Here is a 16,474-nt window from a genome sequence, read left to right on the forward strand (position 1 = left end):
CGAAATCGCTTTCTACCGTTCGATACTCCGGTTCCACCGGGCATTCCACGCGGGGCGCTGTTCGTTGACCTGATCCCAATCCACTGCGATGGCCGTCTCCAGGTATTGTTTCATCGCTTGGACCTGCCCGCGGGTCCGGTCGGAGGTCGGGGTATTGGGGTTGGAAGGAATCTGGTCGCCGTCTTCAAGCGCGGCGGCCTGGGCTTCGGGGGTGAGCAGGAACGCGGCGAGTTTTTGCGCCAGTTGCGGCTGCGTGTTGTTGGCGATGGCGCATTCGGCGACGTTGAGCACCACGGCGCCTTCCTTGGGTTGTGCGTATTCCACCGGCATGCCCTTGAGTTTCAGTGCGGTGACCTGGGTCGGTGTCAGCGGGAACAGCGCCGCTTCGTCGGTCTGGAGCATTTCTGAAATCTTTGCCGAGCTCGGAATATATTCCAGCACGTTGCGCCCGACGGTGTCTGGCCAAGCCTTGAAGCCCGGATCGACGTTGGTTTCGCTACCGCCTTGAATCCGGTTGAACATCAGGAAACCGTGCAGGCCGAAGGTAGAAGAGGCCATCGACTGGAATACAACCTTGTCCTTGTATCGAGGATCGGCCATGTCCATCCACGAGCTCGGCGCAGTCCAGCCTTTCTCCTTGAACAGGCGTGTGTTGTAGGCCAGCCCGGTGACGCCGAGGCTGACGGCCACCGCTTCATCCTTGATGCGCCCCTTGGTCGGAATTTGCGCCAGGGTCGGGTTGTCTTCGAGTTTGTCGCACAGGCCCATGGCGATGGCGCGGTACATGATGCCGTCGTCGAGGAACATCACGTGCATCTGCGGGTTGTCCTTGCTGGCCTGGACCTTGGCCAGGATATCGGCGGAGGTGCCGGGCACGATTACCACCTTGACATTGTTGGCCTTCTCGAAAGCCGGCAGTACCTTGTCGGCGTAAAGCCGCTCCATGGTCCCGCCGTTCATGCCCAGATAAAGCGTCGGTTCGGCGTGGGCCTGGGTGACGGTGAGCAGGGCGCTCATGCAGGACAAACCGAGCAGTGCGTTGCGTTTGAGGTTTTTCATTGGCGCGACCTTCCTCTATCAAGCTACGGAGATGGAGTGAAACCGGGTGATGGAAAACGCATCCAGCGACGTCTTTGACGCGCCGCTACAGATGATCTCGGTGAGCGCCTGGCCCACCGCCGGGCCGATCTGGAAACCGGCGCCGGCAAAGCCGAACGCATGCAACAGACCGGGCTGGGTACGGCTGTGGCCGATCACCGGTTGGCGATCGGGCAGATAACCTTCAGTGCCGCTCCAGGTCCGAATCGCCTGGGCGCCTTGCAGAAACGGGTAGAGCTCGACGGCCTGGCGCAGGATGTCCAGCACGGCGCCTTGACCGGGGCGGGCGCGGGCGTCGTCGAGGGCAAAACCCTGGCCGCCGCCCAACACGCAATTGCCGCGGGCGACCTGTCGCGCGTAGATGCCGCCACCCTCGACGCCGGTGCTGGCATCCATCACCAGCGGCAAGGGCTCGGTGACCAGCATCGCCGGGTGTCCGGAGTGCATCGGTACCGGCTCGCCGAATTGCGCGGCCAGGCTGCCGGCCCAGGCCCCGGCGCAGTTCAACAGCCAAGGCGCGTGCAGCTCCAGGCCGGTTTGCGTGCGCACGCGAAAGCGCTGGCCGTCGTGTTCCACGGCGGTGACCGTGCATTGCTCATGTATCTGCACACCGTGGCGCCGCGCCGCCCGGGCGAACGCAGGGGACACCAGGCGCGGGTTGGCGTGACCGTCATCCGGGCAATACGAGGCGCCCACTGCGACGTCTCCTACCCAGGGAAAACGCCTGCGCAGTTCGGTGCGCTCAAGCACCTGCAAATCGAGGCCGAAGCCCTGGCTGCTGGCGGCGTAGTCTTGCAGGGCGCGCAAATCATCTGTACTGCGGGCGAGTTTCAGGTGGCCGCTGCGTTGATATTCACCGTCGATGCCGATCAATTGCGGCAGCTGCGCCCAGATGGCGTGGGCACGTTGCGACAGCGGCAATTGCGACAACGGTCGGCCTTGGCGGCGGACACCACCGTAGTTGACGCCGCTGGAATGCGAACCGCAGAAGTCCCGCTCCAGCAGCACCACGCGACGCCCGGCCTTGCCGAGAAACAGCGCCGCCGAAGCACCGACAATGCCGCCACCGATGATCACTGCGTCGACTTCGGTCATGCGTCGATCTCCAGGCCAAAGGGCAGCGGTTTGATGGGAGCCTGGGCCCGTAGCCGGCCGATATCGGATACGGCGCGTCGGCTTTCACAGGCAATGATTTCCGCTGCGGCCGCCCCACACATCCGCCCCTGACAGCGACCCATGCCAACCCGGCAATGGGCCTTGACCCGATTGATTTCCCAGTGGCCCTCGCGCACCACTTCACGAATATCGCCGGCGCGGACCTCTTCGCAGCGGCAGACCATCACGTCATCGGTAATGCCGACGGCCCAGTTCTCGGGAAAGGCGAAGGCGCGTTCCAGGCCCCGGCGAAAATCGCCGATGCGCTCCAGCACCTGTTCAAGCTGTGCGGTGCGCTGCGTCGGGATCGGGCAGCCGATGTCTTCGAGTAACGCCAATGCGGCGCGTTCGCCGGCCATTTCCGCGGCGTCGGCGCCCATGATCCCGGCGCCGTCACCGGCCAGGTAGACCTCGGCGACGCTGCTGCGCCCGGCGCGATCGCGTTGTGGCAGCCAGGCACGGTTGAGCGGGCTCCAGGCAAACTCGCAGCCGAGCAGGTCGGCGAGCTGGGTTTCGCTGCGCAGGCCGTGGGCGAAGGCGACGGCATCGCAGTCCAGTCGATGTTCACCTTTTGCGTCGGACCAGATCAGCGCCTGCACCCGTTGTTCGCCTTCGACGTGCTTCAAGGTTGCGCCCTGATGAACCGAGATGCCGTGGGCGGTCAGCCAGCCACGGTAATAGATGCCTTTGGCCAGGGTGGCCGGTTGCGACAGCAGGTTGGGCAGGGCGCGAGCCTGGGCGCTGAAGGGCGAGCTGTCGAGTACCGCGATCACCTTGGCGCCGGACTTGGCGTATTGATACGCGACCAGGTACAGCAGCGGGCCGCTGCCGGCGAACACCACTCGCTCGCCGATGGCGCAGCCCTGGAACTTCAAGGCGATCTGCGCCGCGCCGAGGCTGTAGGCTCCGGGTAGCGTCCAGCCCGGCACCGGCAGAATTCGGTCGGTGGCGCCGGTGGCGACGATCACCCGGGAAAACTCCAGTCGTGCGGCACGTCCGTCCTGCAGGGTGTCCAGGGCACCGTCCTCGGCGTTCCACACCAGGGTTTCAGGGCGGTAATCGAGCTGATCGCGCAACGCGTCGATGGTCTGGTGCAACGCACTGGCTTTGCGCGCTTCGAAGCCATACAGCTTGACCGGAGAACGCTTGAAATTGGCCGGCTGACGCCGATAAATCTGCCCGCCACCGCGCGCCGCTTCGTCCAGCAGCACCGGGCGAACACCATGGGCGACCAGGGTTTGCGCGGCACGAATACCGGCAGGGCCGGCGCCGATGATGACCACGGGTCTCATGCGCACCTCATTTGTGAACGATCCGGAGCCCCTGTGGGAGTTGGGTTGCAGCAAGTGATGGAGCTGTTCATATCGATCGCCCCGGTTCGCGGTTGATGTGTTGCCCGGCTTCAAGCAACGTCGAGCACGCGCGCACCCGGCGGCCATCGCCCAGGCGCACCCAGCAGTCCTGGCAGGCGCTCATCAGGCAGAAGCCGGCGCGCGGTTCGGCGCTGAAGTCGCTGCCGCGCAAGTGTTCGCTGCAGGTCAGCACCGCCGTCAGCACGGTGTCGCCGAGCAGGCCGCTGGCCGGTTGGCCGTCGAGGGTAAAGTCCAGGACCGGGCGATCGCCTTCGGCCAGTCGTTTCAGCAGAGCCATGGCGCCCTCATTGTTTGCCCACCAGAACCCGATCCAGGCCATAGACCCGGTCGAGCAGAATCATGGCCAGCGCGGTCAGCGCGATGACCAGCGCCGACACCGCCGCCATCATCGGATCGATGGATTCGGTGGCGTAGACGTACATGCGTACCGGCAGGGTTTGCGTGGCCGGCGAGGTGACGAAGATCGACAGGGTGACTTCGTCGAAACTGTTGATGAATGCCAGCAGCCAGCCACCGGCGACCCCCGGCAAGATCATCGGCAAGGTGATCTGGCGGAACAGCGTGAAACGCCCGGCACCCAGAGATTGCGCAGCGTGTTCGGCGCTACGATCCAGGCCGATGGCCGAGGCCAGTACCAGGCGCAGCACGTACGGGGTGATCACCAGCACATGAGCAAAGATCAGCCAGGCAAAGCTGCCGTTGACCCCCATCAGCGCAAACATACGCAGCAGTGCCACACCCAGCACCAGGTGCGGAATGATGATTGGCGACAGAAAAAGCCCGTTGAAAAAATCCCGGCCAGGGAATTCGAAGCGAGTGATCGCCAGCGCCGCCGGCACCGCAATCAACGTCGCCAGACTGGCGGCGCTGAACGCCAGGATCAGGCTGTTGTAGAACGCATCGACAAAGTCGGCACGTTCGAACACCGCCCGGAACCAGCGCAGGGAAAACTCGGTGGTCGGCAGGCTCAGGGTATTCTCCGGAGTGAAGGCCACCAGGCACACCACCACCAGCGGTGCGAGCATGAACAACACCACCAGGGCGTGAAACAGCAGGGCGAAAGGACCGTTCCTGGACATGACGAATTATCCCAATGACTTCTTGTAGCGGCCTTCGATCATGCGGTTCCACGACAGCATGATCAGCAGGTTGATGAGCAGCAGGGCCACGGCGATGGCCGCGCCCATGGGCCAGTTGAGTTCCGACAGGTACTGGTCGTAGATCAGCGTGGCGACCATCTTCAGGCGACGCCCGCCGAGCAGGCCGGGAATGGCGAAGGAACTGGCGGCGAGGCCGAACACGATCAGGGTGCCGGACAGGATGCCGGGCATGACCTGCGGCAATACCACCTGGCGTATCACCGTGAAGTGGCCGGCGCCCAGCGACAGCGCGGCTTGCTCGGCGGCCGGGTCGAGTTTCTGCAGCGAGGTCCACACCGGAATGATCATGAATGGCAGCATCACGTGAACCAGAGCTATCACCACCGCGAACGGCGTGTAGAGCAGCTTCATCGGCGAGCCGCCGAGAGCTTGCAGGACCTGGTTGACCAGGCCGTCGGCGCCGAGCAACAGGCTCCAGCCGAAGGCGCGCACCACCACCGAAATCAGCAGCGGGGTGAGGATCAGAATCAGGAAGATCGAGCGCCATGGCGTGCCCATACGGCTGAGGATGTAGGCCTCGGGAACCCCGATCAGCACGCAGAGCAGGGTGGTCAGCGCGCTGATCCACAAGGTGCGCAGGAAGATCTCGTAGAAGTACGGATCGCCCAGCAGGCTGCCGTAGTGGTCGGCGGTGTAGGCGTCGCCCTTGATCCCCGAGCCGTAGTCGAAGACGTTGAATGACAACAGCAGCGTCAGCATCAGCGGGATCACCAGCAGGCTGACATACAATGCCAGGGCGGGTGCCGACAGCAGGTAACCCTGACGGCCCTGGCGAATGGCGGCGAGTGCACTCATGCCGGCACCTCGTCGACACTCAGTACCCGCAACAGCTCCGCGTCCCAGTCCAGGCCGACCGCCGTGCCTTCGCTCAATGGCGTCGAGCCGTCGTTGCGGCGCACCACGCAGAGTTCGCCGAGGGTCGTCGACACACCGTACAGCCATTGGCTGCCGAGGAAGAAGCGGCTGCTGACCTTGCCTTGCAAGCGACCGTGGCCTGCATCGCGCAGATCGATTTTTTCCGGACGCAGGCTCAGGGTCAGGTCGCCATCGCCACGTCCGCACACCTGAACCACACCGGCCGTGTCGCGCTCACCGGGCAGCAGGTTGGCTTTGCCGACGAACCCGGAAATGAACTCGGTACGCGGGTGTTCGTAGAGGGTGTAGGGCGCGTCGATCTGGGTGATGCGCCCGGCCTGCATCACCACCACGCGGTCGCTGATCGACAGGGCTTCGGACTGGTCGTGGGTGACCATCAACGTGGTAATGCCGACTTCGCGCTGGATGCGGCGGATCTCGAATTGCATCTCTTCGCGCAGATTGGCGTCGAGGTTGGACAGCGGTTCATCGAGCAGCAGCACCGGCGGCTGGATCACCAATGCCCGAGCCAGGGCGACACGCTGGCGCTGGCCGCCGGACAGTTCCCGTGGATAACGCTCGGCATGCTGATGCAGGCGCACCAGTTTGAGCACCCGCTCGACCCTCTGCTGGATCTCGGCGTTCGGCACCTTGCGCATGCGCAGACCGAAGGCAACGTTGTCCTTGACGGTCATGTGCGGGAACAGCGCGTAACTCTGGAACACCACGCCCAGGCCACGGCTGGCGGGCTTGGCATGGGTGATGTCACGACCGTCCAGGACGATGCGCCCGCTGGTGACTTCGACAAAGCCGGCGATCATTTGCAGGGTGGTGGTTTTACCGCATCCGGAGGGGCCGAGCAGGGAAACGAATTCGCCTTTCTCCACCCAGAGGTCAGTGGCGACCACGGCATCGATTTCACCGTAGCGTTTGCCGAGTTTTTCAAGTTGCACAAAAGCCATGAGTGCGCCTCCACCTGAGATTGTTATGCGTCGCCCGCAGGCGCGCTTTCTTGTATGGGCAGATACGAAAAGATGTTGCCGGGGGGCGTTGGCGCTCGACTTGAGTCGGCTGCCTCTGTTGTTCGAATCGCCCCTGTCTGGACGCAGATTAGGACGAAGACTAGGATGGGCTCAATGGTCAATTTCACTGAGGCGATGACTATTTTCAGTTTCATTCGCTGAGTAAATTAAACGTCGAGAAAATCAATGTCAGATTCCATTGAACGGAATGAAAATAAAAATGAAGTCGGTGTGGGTGCCGTCTCAAGACTGTTTGCGGTGCTGCGGGCGCTGGGTGATACCGTCGAGGGCGGTGAACGGGTGACGCAACTGGCCCAGCACATCGGCTTGTCGCAACCGACGACTCATCGTTTGCTGCGCAGCCTGATGGACGAGGGCATGGTCGAGCAGGATGCGCGCAGCAAACGCTATCGGCTCAGCCTGGACTTTTTCGCCCTGGCCGCTCGTGCGGGCAACAGCGGCAACCTGCGCGAACTGGTGCGTCCGGCGTTGTTGCGGCTATCGGCGTCGCTGGGCGATTCGTTGTTTCTGCTGGCGCGCAGCGGTTTCGATGCGATCTGCCTGGACCGCAGCGAAGGGCCGTTTCCGATTCGTACCTTCACCGGCGATATCGGCGGACGCGTGGCCCTGGGCGTGGGGCAGGGCAGCCTGGCGATTCTCGCGTTCTTGCCGGAAGAAGAGCGCGACACGGTGATCCACTACAACTTGCCGCGGCTGAGGGACTTCCATCTGTATGACGAGGTGTTCCTGCGCTCGGAGGTCGAGAACGTGCGCAAACTCGGTTACGCCGGGCGCAACACCGGTGTGTTGCAGGGCATGGCCGGGGTGGCGGTGCCGATTCTCGATCGTGAGGGCCGGGCGGTGGCGGCGTTGAGCGTGGCGACCGTGAGTGACCGCCTGGGGCCGGATCGTTTGCCGACGGTGGTGGAGATGCTCAAGCGCGAAGCGGCGTTGATCGGGCCAAGGATCAATCCGTTTGATCCGTTGCTGCGGCGGCCGTCCCAAGTATTTGGACAGAATTGAAATGTGCGCAGACCCCTTGTGGGAGCGAGCCTGCTCGCGAATACAGTGTGTCAGTCGCCATTGAAATAGCCTGACTCGCCGCCCTCGCGAGCAGGGCGTGGTGTTATGGTCAGAACTGTGTGGCCTGCCTGAGCATCTGCGCCGCCGCCGTATCCGCCGGGCTGACCATCGCGTAGTTGTAGCCGCCACCTGACCAATATTCGGCCTGCAAGTCGCCATCGCTGCGGCTGCCTCTTGGCAGCATGAAGTTTTTCGGTCCCGGTGGGCGCACGTAGAAGCTGATCTTTTGTCCCCTCAGGTTCTGGTAAACCACCATCGCCGCTGGCCCTTGATCGGTGCTGAGCAAGCGCCCGCTGACCGGTTTGAATCCGGCGCCGGCGAGGTCGGGCAAGCGATTGGCCCGGGTGAAATAGCGGTCGAGCCAGCCCTGCATGTCGCCGTCATCGCCAGCCTTGTAGTCCGCCGGCAGGATCTCTTGCTGGGCAATCAGGCGATAGGCTTGCAGGGCGTCGGTCATTGGAAGCGGGGCGCCGACCAGGGTCATTTGCCGTGCCTGCCAGCCACTGAAACCACCGACGCCGACAGCGATCAGCAGCACAGCGGCGCTGGCCAGGTGTCGGCGGGACTGACGTTTGAGGCGCCGGCGAATCAGTGCCGGATCGAGGTTCGGGTTGGCCGGTTGCTGCAAGGCACCGCCGAGGGCTGCGCGCAGTTGCTGGGCGTCCAACTGCCAGGCGCGCACTTGCGTGGACATTTCTGGATTGTTCGCCAGAAAAGTCTCGACCAGGCGTCGGTCAGCGTCGCTCAACTGGTGGTCGACATAGGCGTGCAGGTCACGCTCGCTGGGGGGCATGCTGATCATTTGAGTCTCCGCAGGGATGGGCGGTTGATTTCGCCATCGCTGAGTTGGCGCAAGGCCTGGCGAGCCCGGGACAGGCGGGACATCACGGTGCCGATGGGGACGTCGAGAATCTCGGCGACCTCTTTGTAACTCAAGCCTTCCACCGACACCCAGAGCAGCAGCGCGCGTTGCTCCGTGGGCAGTTGATCGAAGGCGTTGAGGGTGGATTGTGCCATCACGGTGCGTTCCACCGAGGGCTGGGGATCGTCGCGCCCGGTGAAGAATTCGAGCATGCGCGCATAACGCCGGGAGCGGCGGTGCGCATCGAGAAACTGCCGATAGAGAATCGAAAACAGCCAGGCGCGCAAGTCGCCCTCGGCGCGTTTGCCACCCCAACTCGACAGCGCCCGCTCCAGGCTCGCCTGCACCAGGTCGTCAGCGCTGCTGGTGTTGCGCGTCAACGACACAGCGAACCGCCGCAATCGGGGAATGATTTCTCTCAGTTGTTCGTCGATATCATTCATGAAGTTCTGACTAGTTACTACGCTTGGGACTAGGAAGACGCCCCGTGCCGGAGGTTATTCCACCCTTGAAAAAATAAATACTGCGCATGGGAATAATCCTGTGTGCGGTTCGTCTGCTTGATTCTTCTCACTTGTGGCCGATGGCCCTGGAGTCTTTCATGGTAGATCGATCATCACCGCCAACCCGGCCACCCTTGAGTGCGACGAGCCTGACGTTGCGTCTGGCTGGCATTGCCGTGGTCGTTGCCTCAGTGGCTGGGGCGTTTGCCTACGTCAACGGCACCTTCGACCCACAGCGCCTGACCCCGAAGAAACTGATCAACGTACTGGAAACCAACAACGGCGTGCATCCGGGTTTCCGTCGCAACCATGCTAAAGGCGTGTGCGTGATCGGCCATTTCGAGAGCAGTGGCGAGGCACGCAGCTATTCCACCGCTCAGGTGTTCAACGAAGCGCGGACGCCGGTGGTCGGGCGTTTCGCCTTGCCGGCCGGTAATCCCTATGCGCCGGACAGTGCCGTGCCGATCCGCAGCTTGGCATTGCGCTTCACTCAGGCCAACGGCCAGCAGTGGCGTACAGGGATGAACAGCATGCCGGTGTTCCCGGTGGGCACGCCCGAGGCGTTCTATCAATTGCAAAAAGCCCAGTCGCCAGACCCGGCCACCGGCAAACCGGACCCCAAGGCGGTACCGGCGTTTTTTGCTTCGCACCCGGAAGCCGCACCGTTCCTGGCCTGGATCAAAACCACCAAGCCGTCGGCCAGTTACGTGACCGAAAACTACAACAGCGTCAATGCGTTCTATCTGGTCAACGCGGCTGGTCAGCGCCAGGCCGTGCGCTGGAACATGGTGCCGTTGGCCCAGGACGCACCAGGTGTCACGGCACCGGAAGGCAGTGATTTCCTGGAGAAAGACCTGGTTCAGCGCATCGCCGCCGGCCCGTTGCGCTGGCAGTTGAACATCACCCTGGCCAACCCCGGCGATCCGGTCAACGACGCCAGCAAGGCCTGGCCAGAGGGGCGCAAGGTGTTGAACGCTGGCACCCTGGTGCTGGAAAAGACTCAGCCGCAACTCAACGGTGAATGCCGTGACATCAACTACGACCCGCTGGTGTTGCCTGCCGGGATCGAAGGTTCCGACGACCCGTTGCTCGCTGCTCGTTCAGCCGGTTACGCCAATTCCTACCTGCGTCGCACCAGCGAAGTCAGCCAGTTGCCCGCCGCCAAACAGGAGGCCCAGCAATGAGCACCCAACCGAACCACTTCGCCCCGCTGGCGCGCCTGCTGCACTGGCTGATGGCGCTGATGATCATCGCCATGCTGTTTATCGGCGCCGGCATGGTCGCCTCGGTGTCCGAGCGGCATGAGTGGCTGATTCATCTGCACAAACCATTGGGCGTCGCGATTTTGCTGTTGGTGATCGTGCGGCTGGTGGTGCGTTTCTCCACCACGCAGCCACCGCTGCCGGCGGACCTGCCAGGTTGGCAGGCGCTGGCGGCCAAGGCGTCGCATGTCTTGTTGTATGCGTTGATGCTGGTCTTGCCGCTGCTGGGTTGGGCGATGATTTCGGCGTCGGGCGAGCCGGTAATGCTCAGCAGTTCACTGCAACTACCGTCGATTGTACCGGCGAACGCGCAGGGGTTTGCCTTCCTGCGCATGGCGCACGGGTATCTGGCGTATCTGCTGTTTCTGACCGTGTTGCTGCATTTGGCGGCGGCGCTGTTTCACGGCTGGGTGCGCCGCGATGAGGTGCTGGACAGCATGTTGCGGGGTAAGGATCGCGGTTGAAAGCTGCCGATCAATCATTGTGGCGAGGGGGCAAGCCCCTCGCCACAGGTGGTCAGCGCAGGGTATCGACCATATCGGCCAGCGTGGTCAGTACATCCTTGCCCAGCTGTTTCGAACGCTTGCCCGACCAACCGGTTTCCGCATTCGGATGATCGTCGTGATCCTTGAACGGCATTTCCAGGGTCAGCGACAGGCAGTCGTATTTCTGTCCGACGCTGTTGCACGCCAGGGTCATGTTGGCCTGGCCCGGTTCGTCGCGGGTGTAGCCGTACTTGGTCTGGAAGTCCTTGGTGGTGTGCTTCAGATGGTTACGGAAGTGCTCCTCGAGCTTTTCGATCCGCGGCGTGTAACCGGGGTTACCCTCGCAACCGGCGGTGAATACGTGGGGGATTTCCTCGTCACCATGGACGTCAAGGAACATGTCGACGCCGTATTTTTCCATCTGTTGCTGAACGAACAGGACTTCCGGGCTGATTTCCTGGCTGGCGCTCTGCCAGGCGCGATTGAGGTCCTGGCCCATGGCGTTGGTGCGCAGGTGCCCGTGGAAAGCACCATCCGGGTTCATGTTCGGCACCAGGTACAGGTCGGCGCTGGCCAGCAGTTTATTCAGCACAGGGTCGTCGTGTTTTTCAAGGCGTTCGATCACGCCTTCCATGAACCATTCGGCCATGTGCTCGCCCGGGTGTTGCTGGGCAATCATCCACACCTTGCGTCGGCCTTCGGCCCCGGTGCCTTTGCGCAATAACTGGATGTCGCGACCTTCGACACTTTTGCCCGTGGCCAGCAACTCAGTGCCAGCCTTGCTCAATGCCTGTTCGATCAGCCAGTCGTGGCGGCCACGGCTGTAGGGCTCGAAGTAAGCGAACCAGGCGTGGGTCTGCTCGGCTTCGAGGCTGAAGCGCAGGCAGTCGCCTTCAAAAATGGTCGGTACGCGGAACCAGTTGACGTGATCGTAGGACGCCACTGCCTGATAACCGGTCCAGGCCTTGTTATAGGAAGACTGGCTGGCATTGTTCAGGCGAAACCAGTGCTCTTGCCCGACATGCAGGCCGCTGGCCTTGAAGTGGAACCACTGGAAATGAGCACTGCGGGTGTCCGGACGAATAGCCAGAAGAGGTTTGAGCGGGTCGCTGATGTCGATGACTTGGATGTTGCCGCTGTCGAAGTTGGCAGTGATGTCGAAAGAGGATTTTCCCACGGTCATAATCGAGTCCTGAATATGATTTTTATGGCGGCTACTTTACACGCAAGAGTGGGGCGAAACCGAGGGAAATTGCGGGGTGCAGGGGGGCGTCCTCCTTGACGCTGTCGCAGCTTAGAGATTATGAGATTGATTCTCAACTGCTATTTGTCGCTGGTTTGAACCAATGATGCCGGGCTTCGCATGCCAAGCGGCATTCTTTTGATATCATCCGCGCCATTGAATTTGCGACACTCAAAGACTTCATTAGCCTGAAGCCAAAAGCCAGAAAACTGGCAAAAAAAGACCCGGCAAAAAGCCGGGTCAAAAACCGTGATTAGCCTGATGAGGAGATAGTCCAGGAGACCGACCTGAGGTCATCTGGTCCATCGACTGATCTCGCGATCAGCTGGTGCAATAATAATCATTCTCGTTTGCAGGTCAAGCGTTTTTACCTGCGCGACAGGAAAGTTCTTTCCTGTCCTCTCGATTTGCCTTCTTACCTCATCCCTTTTCAAACTTCTCCAGCGATCGATCGACCATCGCCTTGGCCATCTCGATCATGTGCACCGTCGAAAACGCCAGGTCGCGGTTTGCGCCTTGCAGATGACTGGCCGATTCATACGCGGTGGCGGCAGCACAGCGCAACAGGTCCAAGGCATGAACCAGCGCCTCTTCGCCGCTGATATTGCGGTTCACATCAAAAAAACGCGGCTCGGCCACTTCCTCCGAAGTAGCGGGTTTCAAATAATAGTCCAGCGCGCGTTGTGCTGCCGCTGAACCCTGGGGCGAGGTGAGGGTGGTGTCGATTTGCATATCCTGCAGGTCATTGGCGGGTGGGTTCATGGGGATGGCAAGCTCCGTGTCAGATTCAGATCCGTGAATCGATACTAGTACGAACTGTATTTGTGACGATAATTTAAATACTACAATTTGTGTTTTGATGGCCGGAGTCACCCACGTATCGTGCCGCACATGGATAAATGGATCGAATTGGTCAAGGCCAAGATGAGTGAACTCAAAATCACTCAAGAGATACTCGCCGAGCGCCTCGGGATGTCCCAGGGCGGCATTGGCCACTGGCTCAACAAGCGTCGTGAACCCGGCATCGAAGACATGAACCGTGTGCTGCGGGCGCTGGGCCTTGAGTTTCTCGAGGTGGCGCTGGTGATCCGGGAGCCGCAGGTGTCAACCGACGACGAAATCCCCCTGACACAGAAGTACAACCCGTACTTTCGCTACCCGATCAGTGACTGGCGCAAACCTGCCGAAGTGCGCGAGGGCGAGGTCGCGATGTATGCAAAGGGGCACTTTGAACTGTCCGATTACCACGCCCGGGGGCCGGCATTCTGGCTGAGAGTGGCAGGCGATGCGATGACCGCACCCAATGGCATCAGCATCCCGGAAGGCATGCTGATTCTGGTGGACCCGGCCGTGGAAGCCGTGCCTGGCAAACTGGTCATTGCCCAGTGGCCGGACTGCGCCGAAGCCACGTTCCGCAAGTTGATCGAAGAGGGCGGGCAGCGTTACCTGGTCCCGCTCAATCCGACGTATCCGAAAGCCTTGTACACCGAAGAATGTCGAATCATCGGCGTGGTGGTACAGGCGACAGCCAAATTCTGATCAGATCGGTCCTCGCAAGGCGTAGGACCGATCTTCATTTCACGCTTCTTCCAGTTCGACCAGCGCACTGCCTTCACTGACCATCTCGCCTTCCTGGCAATACAGCACCTTGATCACCCCGGCGTGCGGTGCACGAATGCTGTGCTCCATCTTCATCGCTTCCAGCACCACCAGTTGTGCTCCGGCTTCGACCGATTGTCCGGCCTCCACCAGCACGCGCACGATGCTGCCGTTCATCGGTGCGGTCAGCCCGCCGTGATGGCTGTGGCTGGCCTCGACGGCGCTGATCGGGTCGTAAGCCTCGATGCGGCGCAACTCGCCATCCCACTGCAAATACACGTACTCGCCACGGCGTATGGCCCGGTGTTGACGGCGCACGCCAGCCTGCTCGGTCAGCAGATGCTCGCCTTTGAGCCGAGCGCTGTGGGCATCGATGTCGCCCAGCGTCAGCGCACGGTCCTGGCCTTCACAACTCAAGTGAAGGGTGATTTCCCTCGGCAAGCCGGCACGCAACCCGTTACCCGCCGCCCATGGCGAACTCGGGTCATCGGTGCGGGTTGCTGGCGGCTGGCTCTGGGCAAACGCCTGGGCGGCGGCTTGCCAGAAATCATCACTGAGTTCCACAGGCGTCGGCAGCAACTGTTCCTGATAGCGCGGAATGAAGCCGGTATCCAGTTCGGCTGCGGCAAATGCCGGGTGGCCGATGATGCGCCGCAGGAAATTGATGTTGGTCTTCAGGCCGCCGATGGCGAATTCGTCGAGCATGCCGAGCAGGCGCAAGCGCGCCTGTTCACGATCTTCGCCCCAGGCAATCAGCTTGCCGAGCATCGGGTCGTAGAATGGCGAAATTTCATCGCCTTCCTCAACGCCGCTGTCCACTCGACGCCCCGGCCCCTGGGCGGATTCGCGATAAAGCTCCAGGCAACCGGTCGCCGGCAGGAAGTCATTGCCCGGATCTTCGGCATACAGCCGTACTTCGATCGCGTGCCCCACCAGCGGCACCTGATCCTGAGTCATCGGCAACGCTTCGCCGCGTGCCACGCGAATCTGCCAGGCCACCAGGTCGAGGCCGGTGATGGCTTCGGTGACCGGGTGTTCCACTTGCAGACGGGTGTTCATCTCCATGAAGAAGAACTCGCCGCGCGCATCCAGCAAAAACTCAACGGTACCGGCACCGACATAACCGATGGCCTGGGCTGAACGCACGGCGGCCTCACCCATGGCGCGACGCAGTTCCGGGCTCAGGCCTGGTGCCGGGGCTTCTTCGACGACTTTCTGGTGCCGCCGCTGAATCGAACAGTCACGTTCGTTGAGGTACAGGCAGTTGCCGTGCTGGTCGGCGAACACCTGAATTTCCACGTGGCGTGGCTTGAGCAGGTATTTCTCCACCAGCATCCGCGAATCGCCGAACGACGATTGTGCCTCACGCTGGGCCGAGGCCAGGGCTTCGGCCAGTTGGCTGACGTCCTCCACCACTTTCATGCCTTTGCCGCCGCCACCGGCGGTGGCCTTGAGCAGCACCGGGTAGCCGATGCGCTCGCAGGCGGCGCGGAAGGTTTCCAGGTCCTGGGCTTCGCCGTGATAACCGGGCACCAACGGCACACCGGCTGTTTCCATCAAGGCTTTGGCGGCGGATTTGCTGCCCATGGCGTCGATGGCCGAGGCAGGTGGGCCGAGGAATATCAGACCGGCGCTTTCAATGGCGCGGGCAAACCCGGCGTTTTCTGACAGAAAGCCATAGCCGGGGTGAATCGCCTGGGCGCCACTGGCCTTGGCGGCGGCGATCAGTTTGTCGATTTGCAGGTAGCTGTCGGCGGCTTTGCTGCCACCGAGGTCGACACGAATGTCGGCTTCGCGGCTGTGCCGGGCGTCACGGTCGGTGGTGCTGTGCACGGCCACGGTCGTCAGGCCCAGCGCCTTGGCGGTGCGCATTACCCGGCAAGCGATTTCGCCACGGTTGGCCACCAGCAGGGTGGTGAGGACAGGTGCGCTCATCAACGGGGCTCCTTGGTGGTTTCGGCTTGCCAGCTCGGCGGACGTTTTTGCAGGAAGGCGCGCAGGCCTTCCTGGCCTTCCGGGCTGACGCGGATGCGGGCGATGGCATTTTCGGTGTAGCGGCGCAATGCCGGGGTCAGTGAACCGTCGCCGACTTCGCGCAACAGATCCTTGCTGGCGCGCATCGCAGCCGGACTGTTGAGCAGCAGGTTGTCGATCCACTGCTCGACTTTCTGTTCCAGCTCGGCACTTGCATAGCTTTCCGACAACAGCCCGATTTCCCGTGCCCGTTGCCCGCCGAAGCGCTCAGCGGTCAAGGCATAGCGACGTGTGGCGCGCTCGCCGATGGCTTGCACCACGAACGGGCTGATCACCGCCGGCGCCAGGCCGATGCGCACTTCCGACAGGCAGAACTGCGCGTCATCGGCACCGATGGCCATGTCGCAGCAACTGATCAGGCCCAGCGCGCCGCCAAAGGCCGCGCCTTGCACCACGGCCAGGGTTGGAACTTTCAGTTTGGCCAGGTTGTACATCAACTCCGCCAGTTCCCGGGCGTCATCGAGGTTGGTGGCGTAGTCGAGTTCGGCCGATTGCTGCATCCAGGCCAGGTCGGCGCCGGCGCTGAAATGTTTGCCACGGCCGCGCACGATCAGAAATCGCAGGCTGGCATCGCTCGCGACTTTGTCGAGGGCGAGGATCAGTTCGCGGATCATTTCGGCGTTGAAGGCGTTGTTCTTTTCTTCACGGCTGAGCCACAGGGTGGCAAAACCACGCGGATCGGTCAGCAGTTCGAGGGTGTTGAAGTCGCTCATATTGTTCGTCTCCACAACTCTGTTCTT

The 16,474-nt window shown here is 62.0% G+C and carries 17 protein-coding genes; 4 read left to right on the forward strand and 13 right to left on the reverse strand.

All coding sequences use genetic code 11. The features are described from left to right. Positions 1 to 12: 12 nt before the first annotated feature. The 7 genes from CAF65_RS22640 to CAF65_RS22670 all read right to left on the reverse strand — a co-directional run bounded on the left by CAF65_RS22640 (position 13) and on the right by CAF65_RS22670 (position 6,603). Entirely contained in the window at positions 13 to 1,059 is a 1,047-nt protein-coding gene (locus CAF65_RS22640; RefSeq protein ID WP_085718268.1) for an ABC transporter substrate-binding protein, read from the reverse strand. A gap of 18 nt (positions 1,060 to 1,077) precedes the next feature. Next, the gene (locus CAF65_RS22645; protein ID WP_085718269.1) at positions 1,078 to 2,193 is read right to left on the reverse strand and encodes an FAD-binding oxidoreductase; all 1,116 of its coding nucleotides are present in this window, start codon (positions 2,191 to 2,193) and stop codon (positions 1,078 to 1,080) included. Further along, positions 2,190 to 3,545, reverse strand: coding sequence for an NAD(P)/FAD-dependent oxidoreductase (locus tag CAF65_RS22650; protein ID WP_085718270.1), 1,356 nt, complete (start codon positions 3,543 to 3,545; stop codon positions 2,190 to 2,192). The genes CAF65_RS22645 and CAF65_RS22650 overlap by 4 nt, the downstream gene beginning before the upstream one ends. Positions 3,546 to 3,612: 67 nt before the next feature. After that, the gene (locus tag CAF65_RS22655; RefSeq protein WP_085718271.1) at positions 3,613 to 3,903 is read right to left on the reverse strand and encodes a (2Fe-2S)-binding protein; all 291 of its coding nucleotides are present in this window, start codon (positions 3,901 to 3,903) and stop codon (positions 3,613 to 3,615) included. A gap of 7 nt (positions 3,904 to 3,910) precedes the next feature. Further along, positions 3,911 to 4,705 (reverse strand): ABC transporter permease, encoded by a 795-nt coding sequence (locus CAF65_RS22660; protein WP_085718272.1) that lies wholly within the window; start codon positions 4,703 to 4,705, stop codon positions 3,911 to 3,913. Positions 4,706 to 4,711: 6 nt separating this feature from the next. Next, positions 4,712 to 5,581: an ABC transporter permease gene (locus CAF65_RS22665; RefSeq protein ID WP_085718273.1), complete on the reverse strand. Its 870-nt coding sequence runs from the start codon at positions 5,579 to 5,581 to the stop codon at positions 4,712 to 4,714. After that, complete coding sequence (locus tag CAF65_RS22670; protein WP_085718274.1) at positions 5,578 to 6,603, reverse strand: ABC transporter ATP-binding protein; 1,026 nt, start codon at positions 6,601 to 6,603, stop codon at positions 5,578 to 5,580. The genes CAF65_RS22665 and CAF65_RS22670 overlap by 4 nt, the downstream gene beginning before the upstream one ends. 246 nt (positions 6,604 to 6,849) lie before the next feature. Here CAF65_RS22670 and CAF65_RS22675 point away from each other — a divergent pair, with 246 nt between their 5' ends. Further along, entirely contained in the window at positions 6,850 to 7,686 is an 837-nt protein-coding gene (locus tag CAF65_RS22675) for an IclR family transcriptional regulator (protein WP_085718275.1), read from the forward strand. 109 nt (positions 7,687 to 7,795) lie between these two features. Here CAF65_RS22675 and CAF65_RS22680 read toward each other — a convergent pair whose 3' ends face one another. After that, positions 7,796 to 8,548: an anti-sigma factor gene (locus CAF65_RS22680; protein WP_085718276.1), complete on the reverse strand. Its 753-nt coding sequence runs from the start codon at positions 8,546 to 8,548 to the stop codon at positions 7,796 to 7,798. Continuing rightward, positions 8,545 to 9,051, reverse strand: coding sequence for a sigma-70 family RNA polymerase sigma factor (locus CAF65_RS22685; RefSeq protein ID WP_085718277.1), 507 nt, complete (start codon positions 9,049 to 9,051; stop codon positions 8,545 to 8,547). Before CAF65_RS22685 ends, CAF65_RS22680 begins: the two co-directional genes overlap by 4 nt. 158 nt (positions 9,052 to 9,209) lie before the next feature. Here CAF65_RS22685 and CAF65_RS22690 point away from each other — a divergent pair, with 158 nt between their 5' ends. After that, complete coding sequence (locus tag CAF65_RS22690) at positions 9,210 to 10,295, forward strand: catalase family peroxidase (protein WP_085718278.1); 1,086 nt, start codon at positions 9,210 to 9,212, stop codon at positions 10,293 to 10,295. Beyond that, on the forward strand, positions 10,292 to 10,837 hold the full coding sequence (locus CAF65_RS22695) for a cytochrome b (protein ID WP_085718279.1): 546 nt from the start codon (positions 10,292 to 10,294) through the stop codon (positions 10,835 to 10,837). The genes CAF65_RS22690 and CAF65_RS22695 overlap by 4 nt, the downstream gene beginning before the upstream one ends. Positions 10,838 to 10,889: 52 nt before the next feature. On the opposite strand, the gene CAF65_RS22700 is transcribed toward CAF65_RS22695, so the two are convergent. Both CAF65_RS22700 and CAF65_RS22705 read right to left on the reverse strand, forming a co-directional pair. Further along, positions 10,890 to 12,041: a M14-type cytosolic carboxypeptidase gene (locus tag CAF65_RS22700; RefSeq protein WP_085718280.1), complete on the reverse strand. Its 1,152-nt coding sequence runs from the start codon at positions 12,039 to 12,041 to the stop codon at positions 10,890 to 10,892. A gap of 480 nt (positions 12,042 to 12,521) precedes the next feature. After that, on the reverse strand, positions 12,522 to 12,863 hold the full coding sequence (locus CAF65_RS22705) for a DUF6124 family protein (RefSeq protein WP_085718281.1): 342 nt from the start codon (positions 12,861 to 12,863) through the stop codon (positions 12,522 to 12,524). Between the two features lie 129 nt (positions 12,864 to 12,992). Between CAF65_RS22705 and CAF65_RS22710 the strand changes: the two genes are divergently transcribed. Further along, entirely contained in the window at positions 12,993 to 13,640 is a 648-nt protein-coding gene (locus CAF65_RS22710) for a LexA family transcriptional regulator (RefSeq protein WP_085718282.1), read from the forward strand. 39 nt (positions 13,641 to 13,679) lie between these two features. Here the strand turns inward: CAF65_RS22710 and CAF65_RS22715 are convergent, their stop codons facing one another. Together CAF65_RS22715 and CAF65_RS22720 are read right to left on the reverse strand one after the other, a co-directional pair. Continuing rightward, a complete protein-coding gene (locus CAF65_RS22715) occupies positions 13,680 to 15,635 on the reverse strand; it encodes an acetyl/propionyl/methylcrotonyl-CoA carboxylase subunit alpha (protein ID WP_085718283.1) in 1,956 nt (651 codons plus the stop codon). Then, entirely contained in the window at positions 15,635 to 16,447 is an 813-nt protein-coding gene (locus tag CAF65_RS22720; protein ID WP_085718284.1) for a gamma-carboxygeranoyl-CoA hydratase, read from the reverse strand. The genes CAF65_RS22715 and CAF65_RS22720 overlap by 1 nt, the downstream gene beginning before the upstream one ends. Between the last annotated feature and the right edge of the window lie 27 nt (positions 16,448 to 16,474).

Origin of the sequence: Pseudomonas sp. B28(2017), from assembly GCF_002113025.1 — a bacterium.
GTDB lineage: Bacteria > Pseudomonadota > Gammaproteobacteria > Pseudomonadales > Pseudomonadaceae > Aquipseudomonas.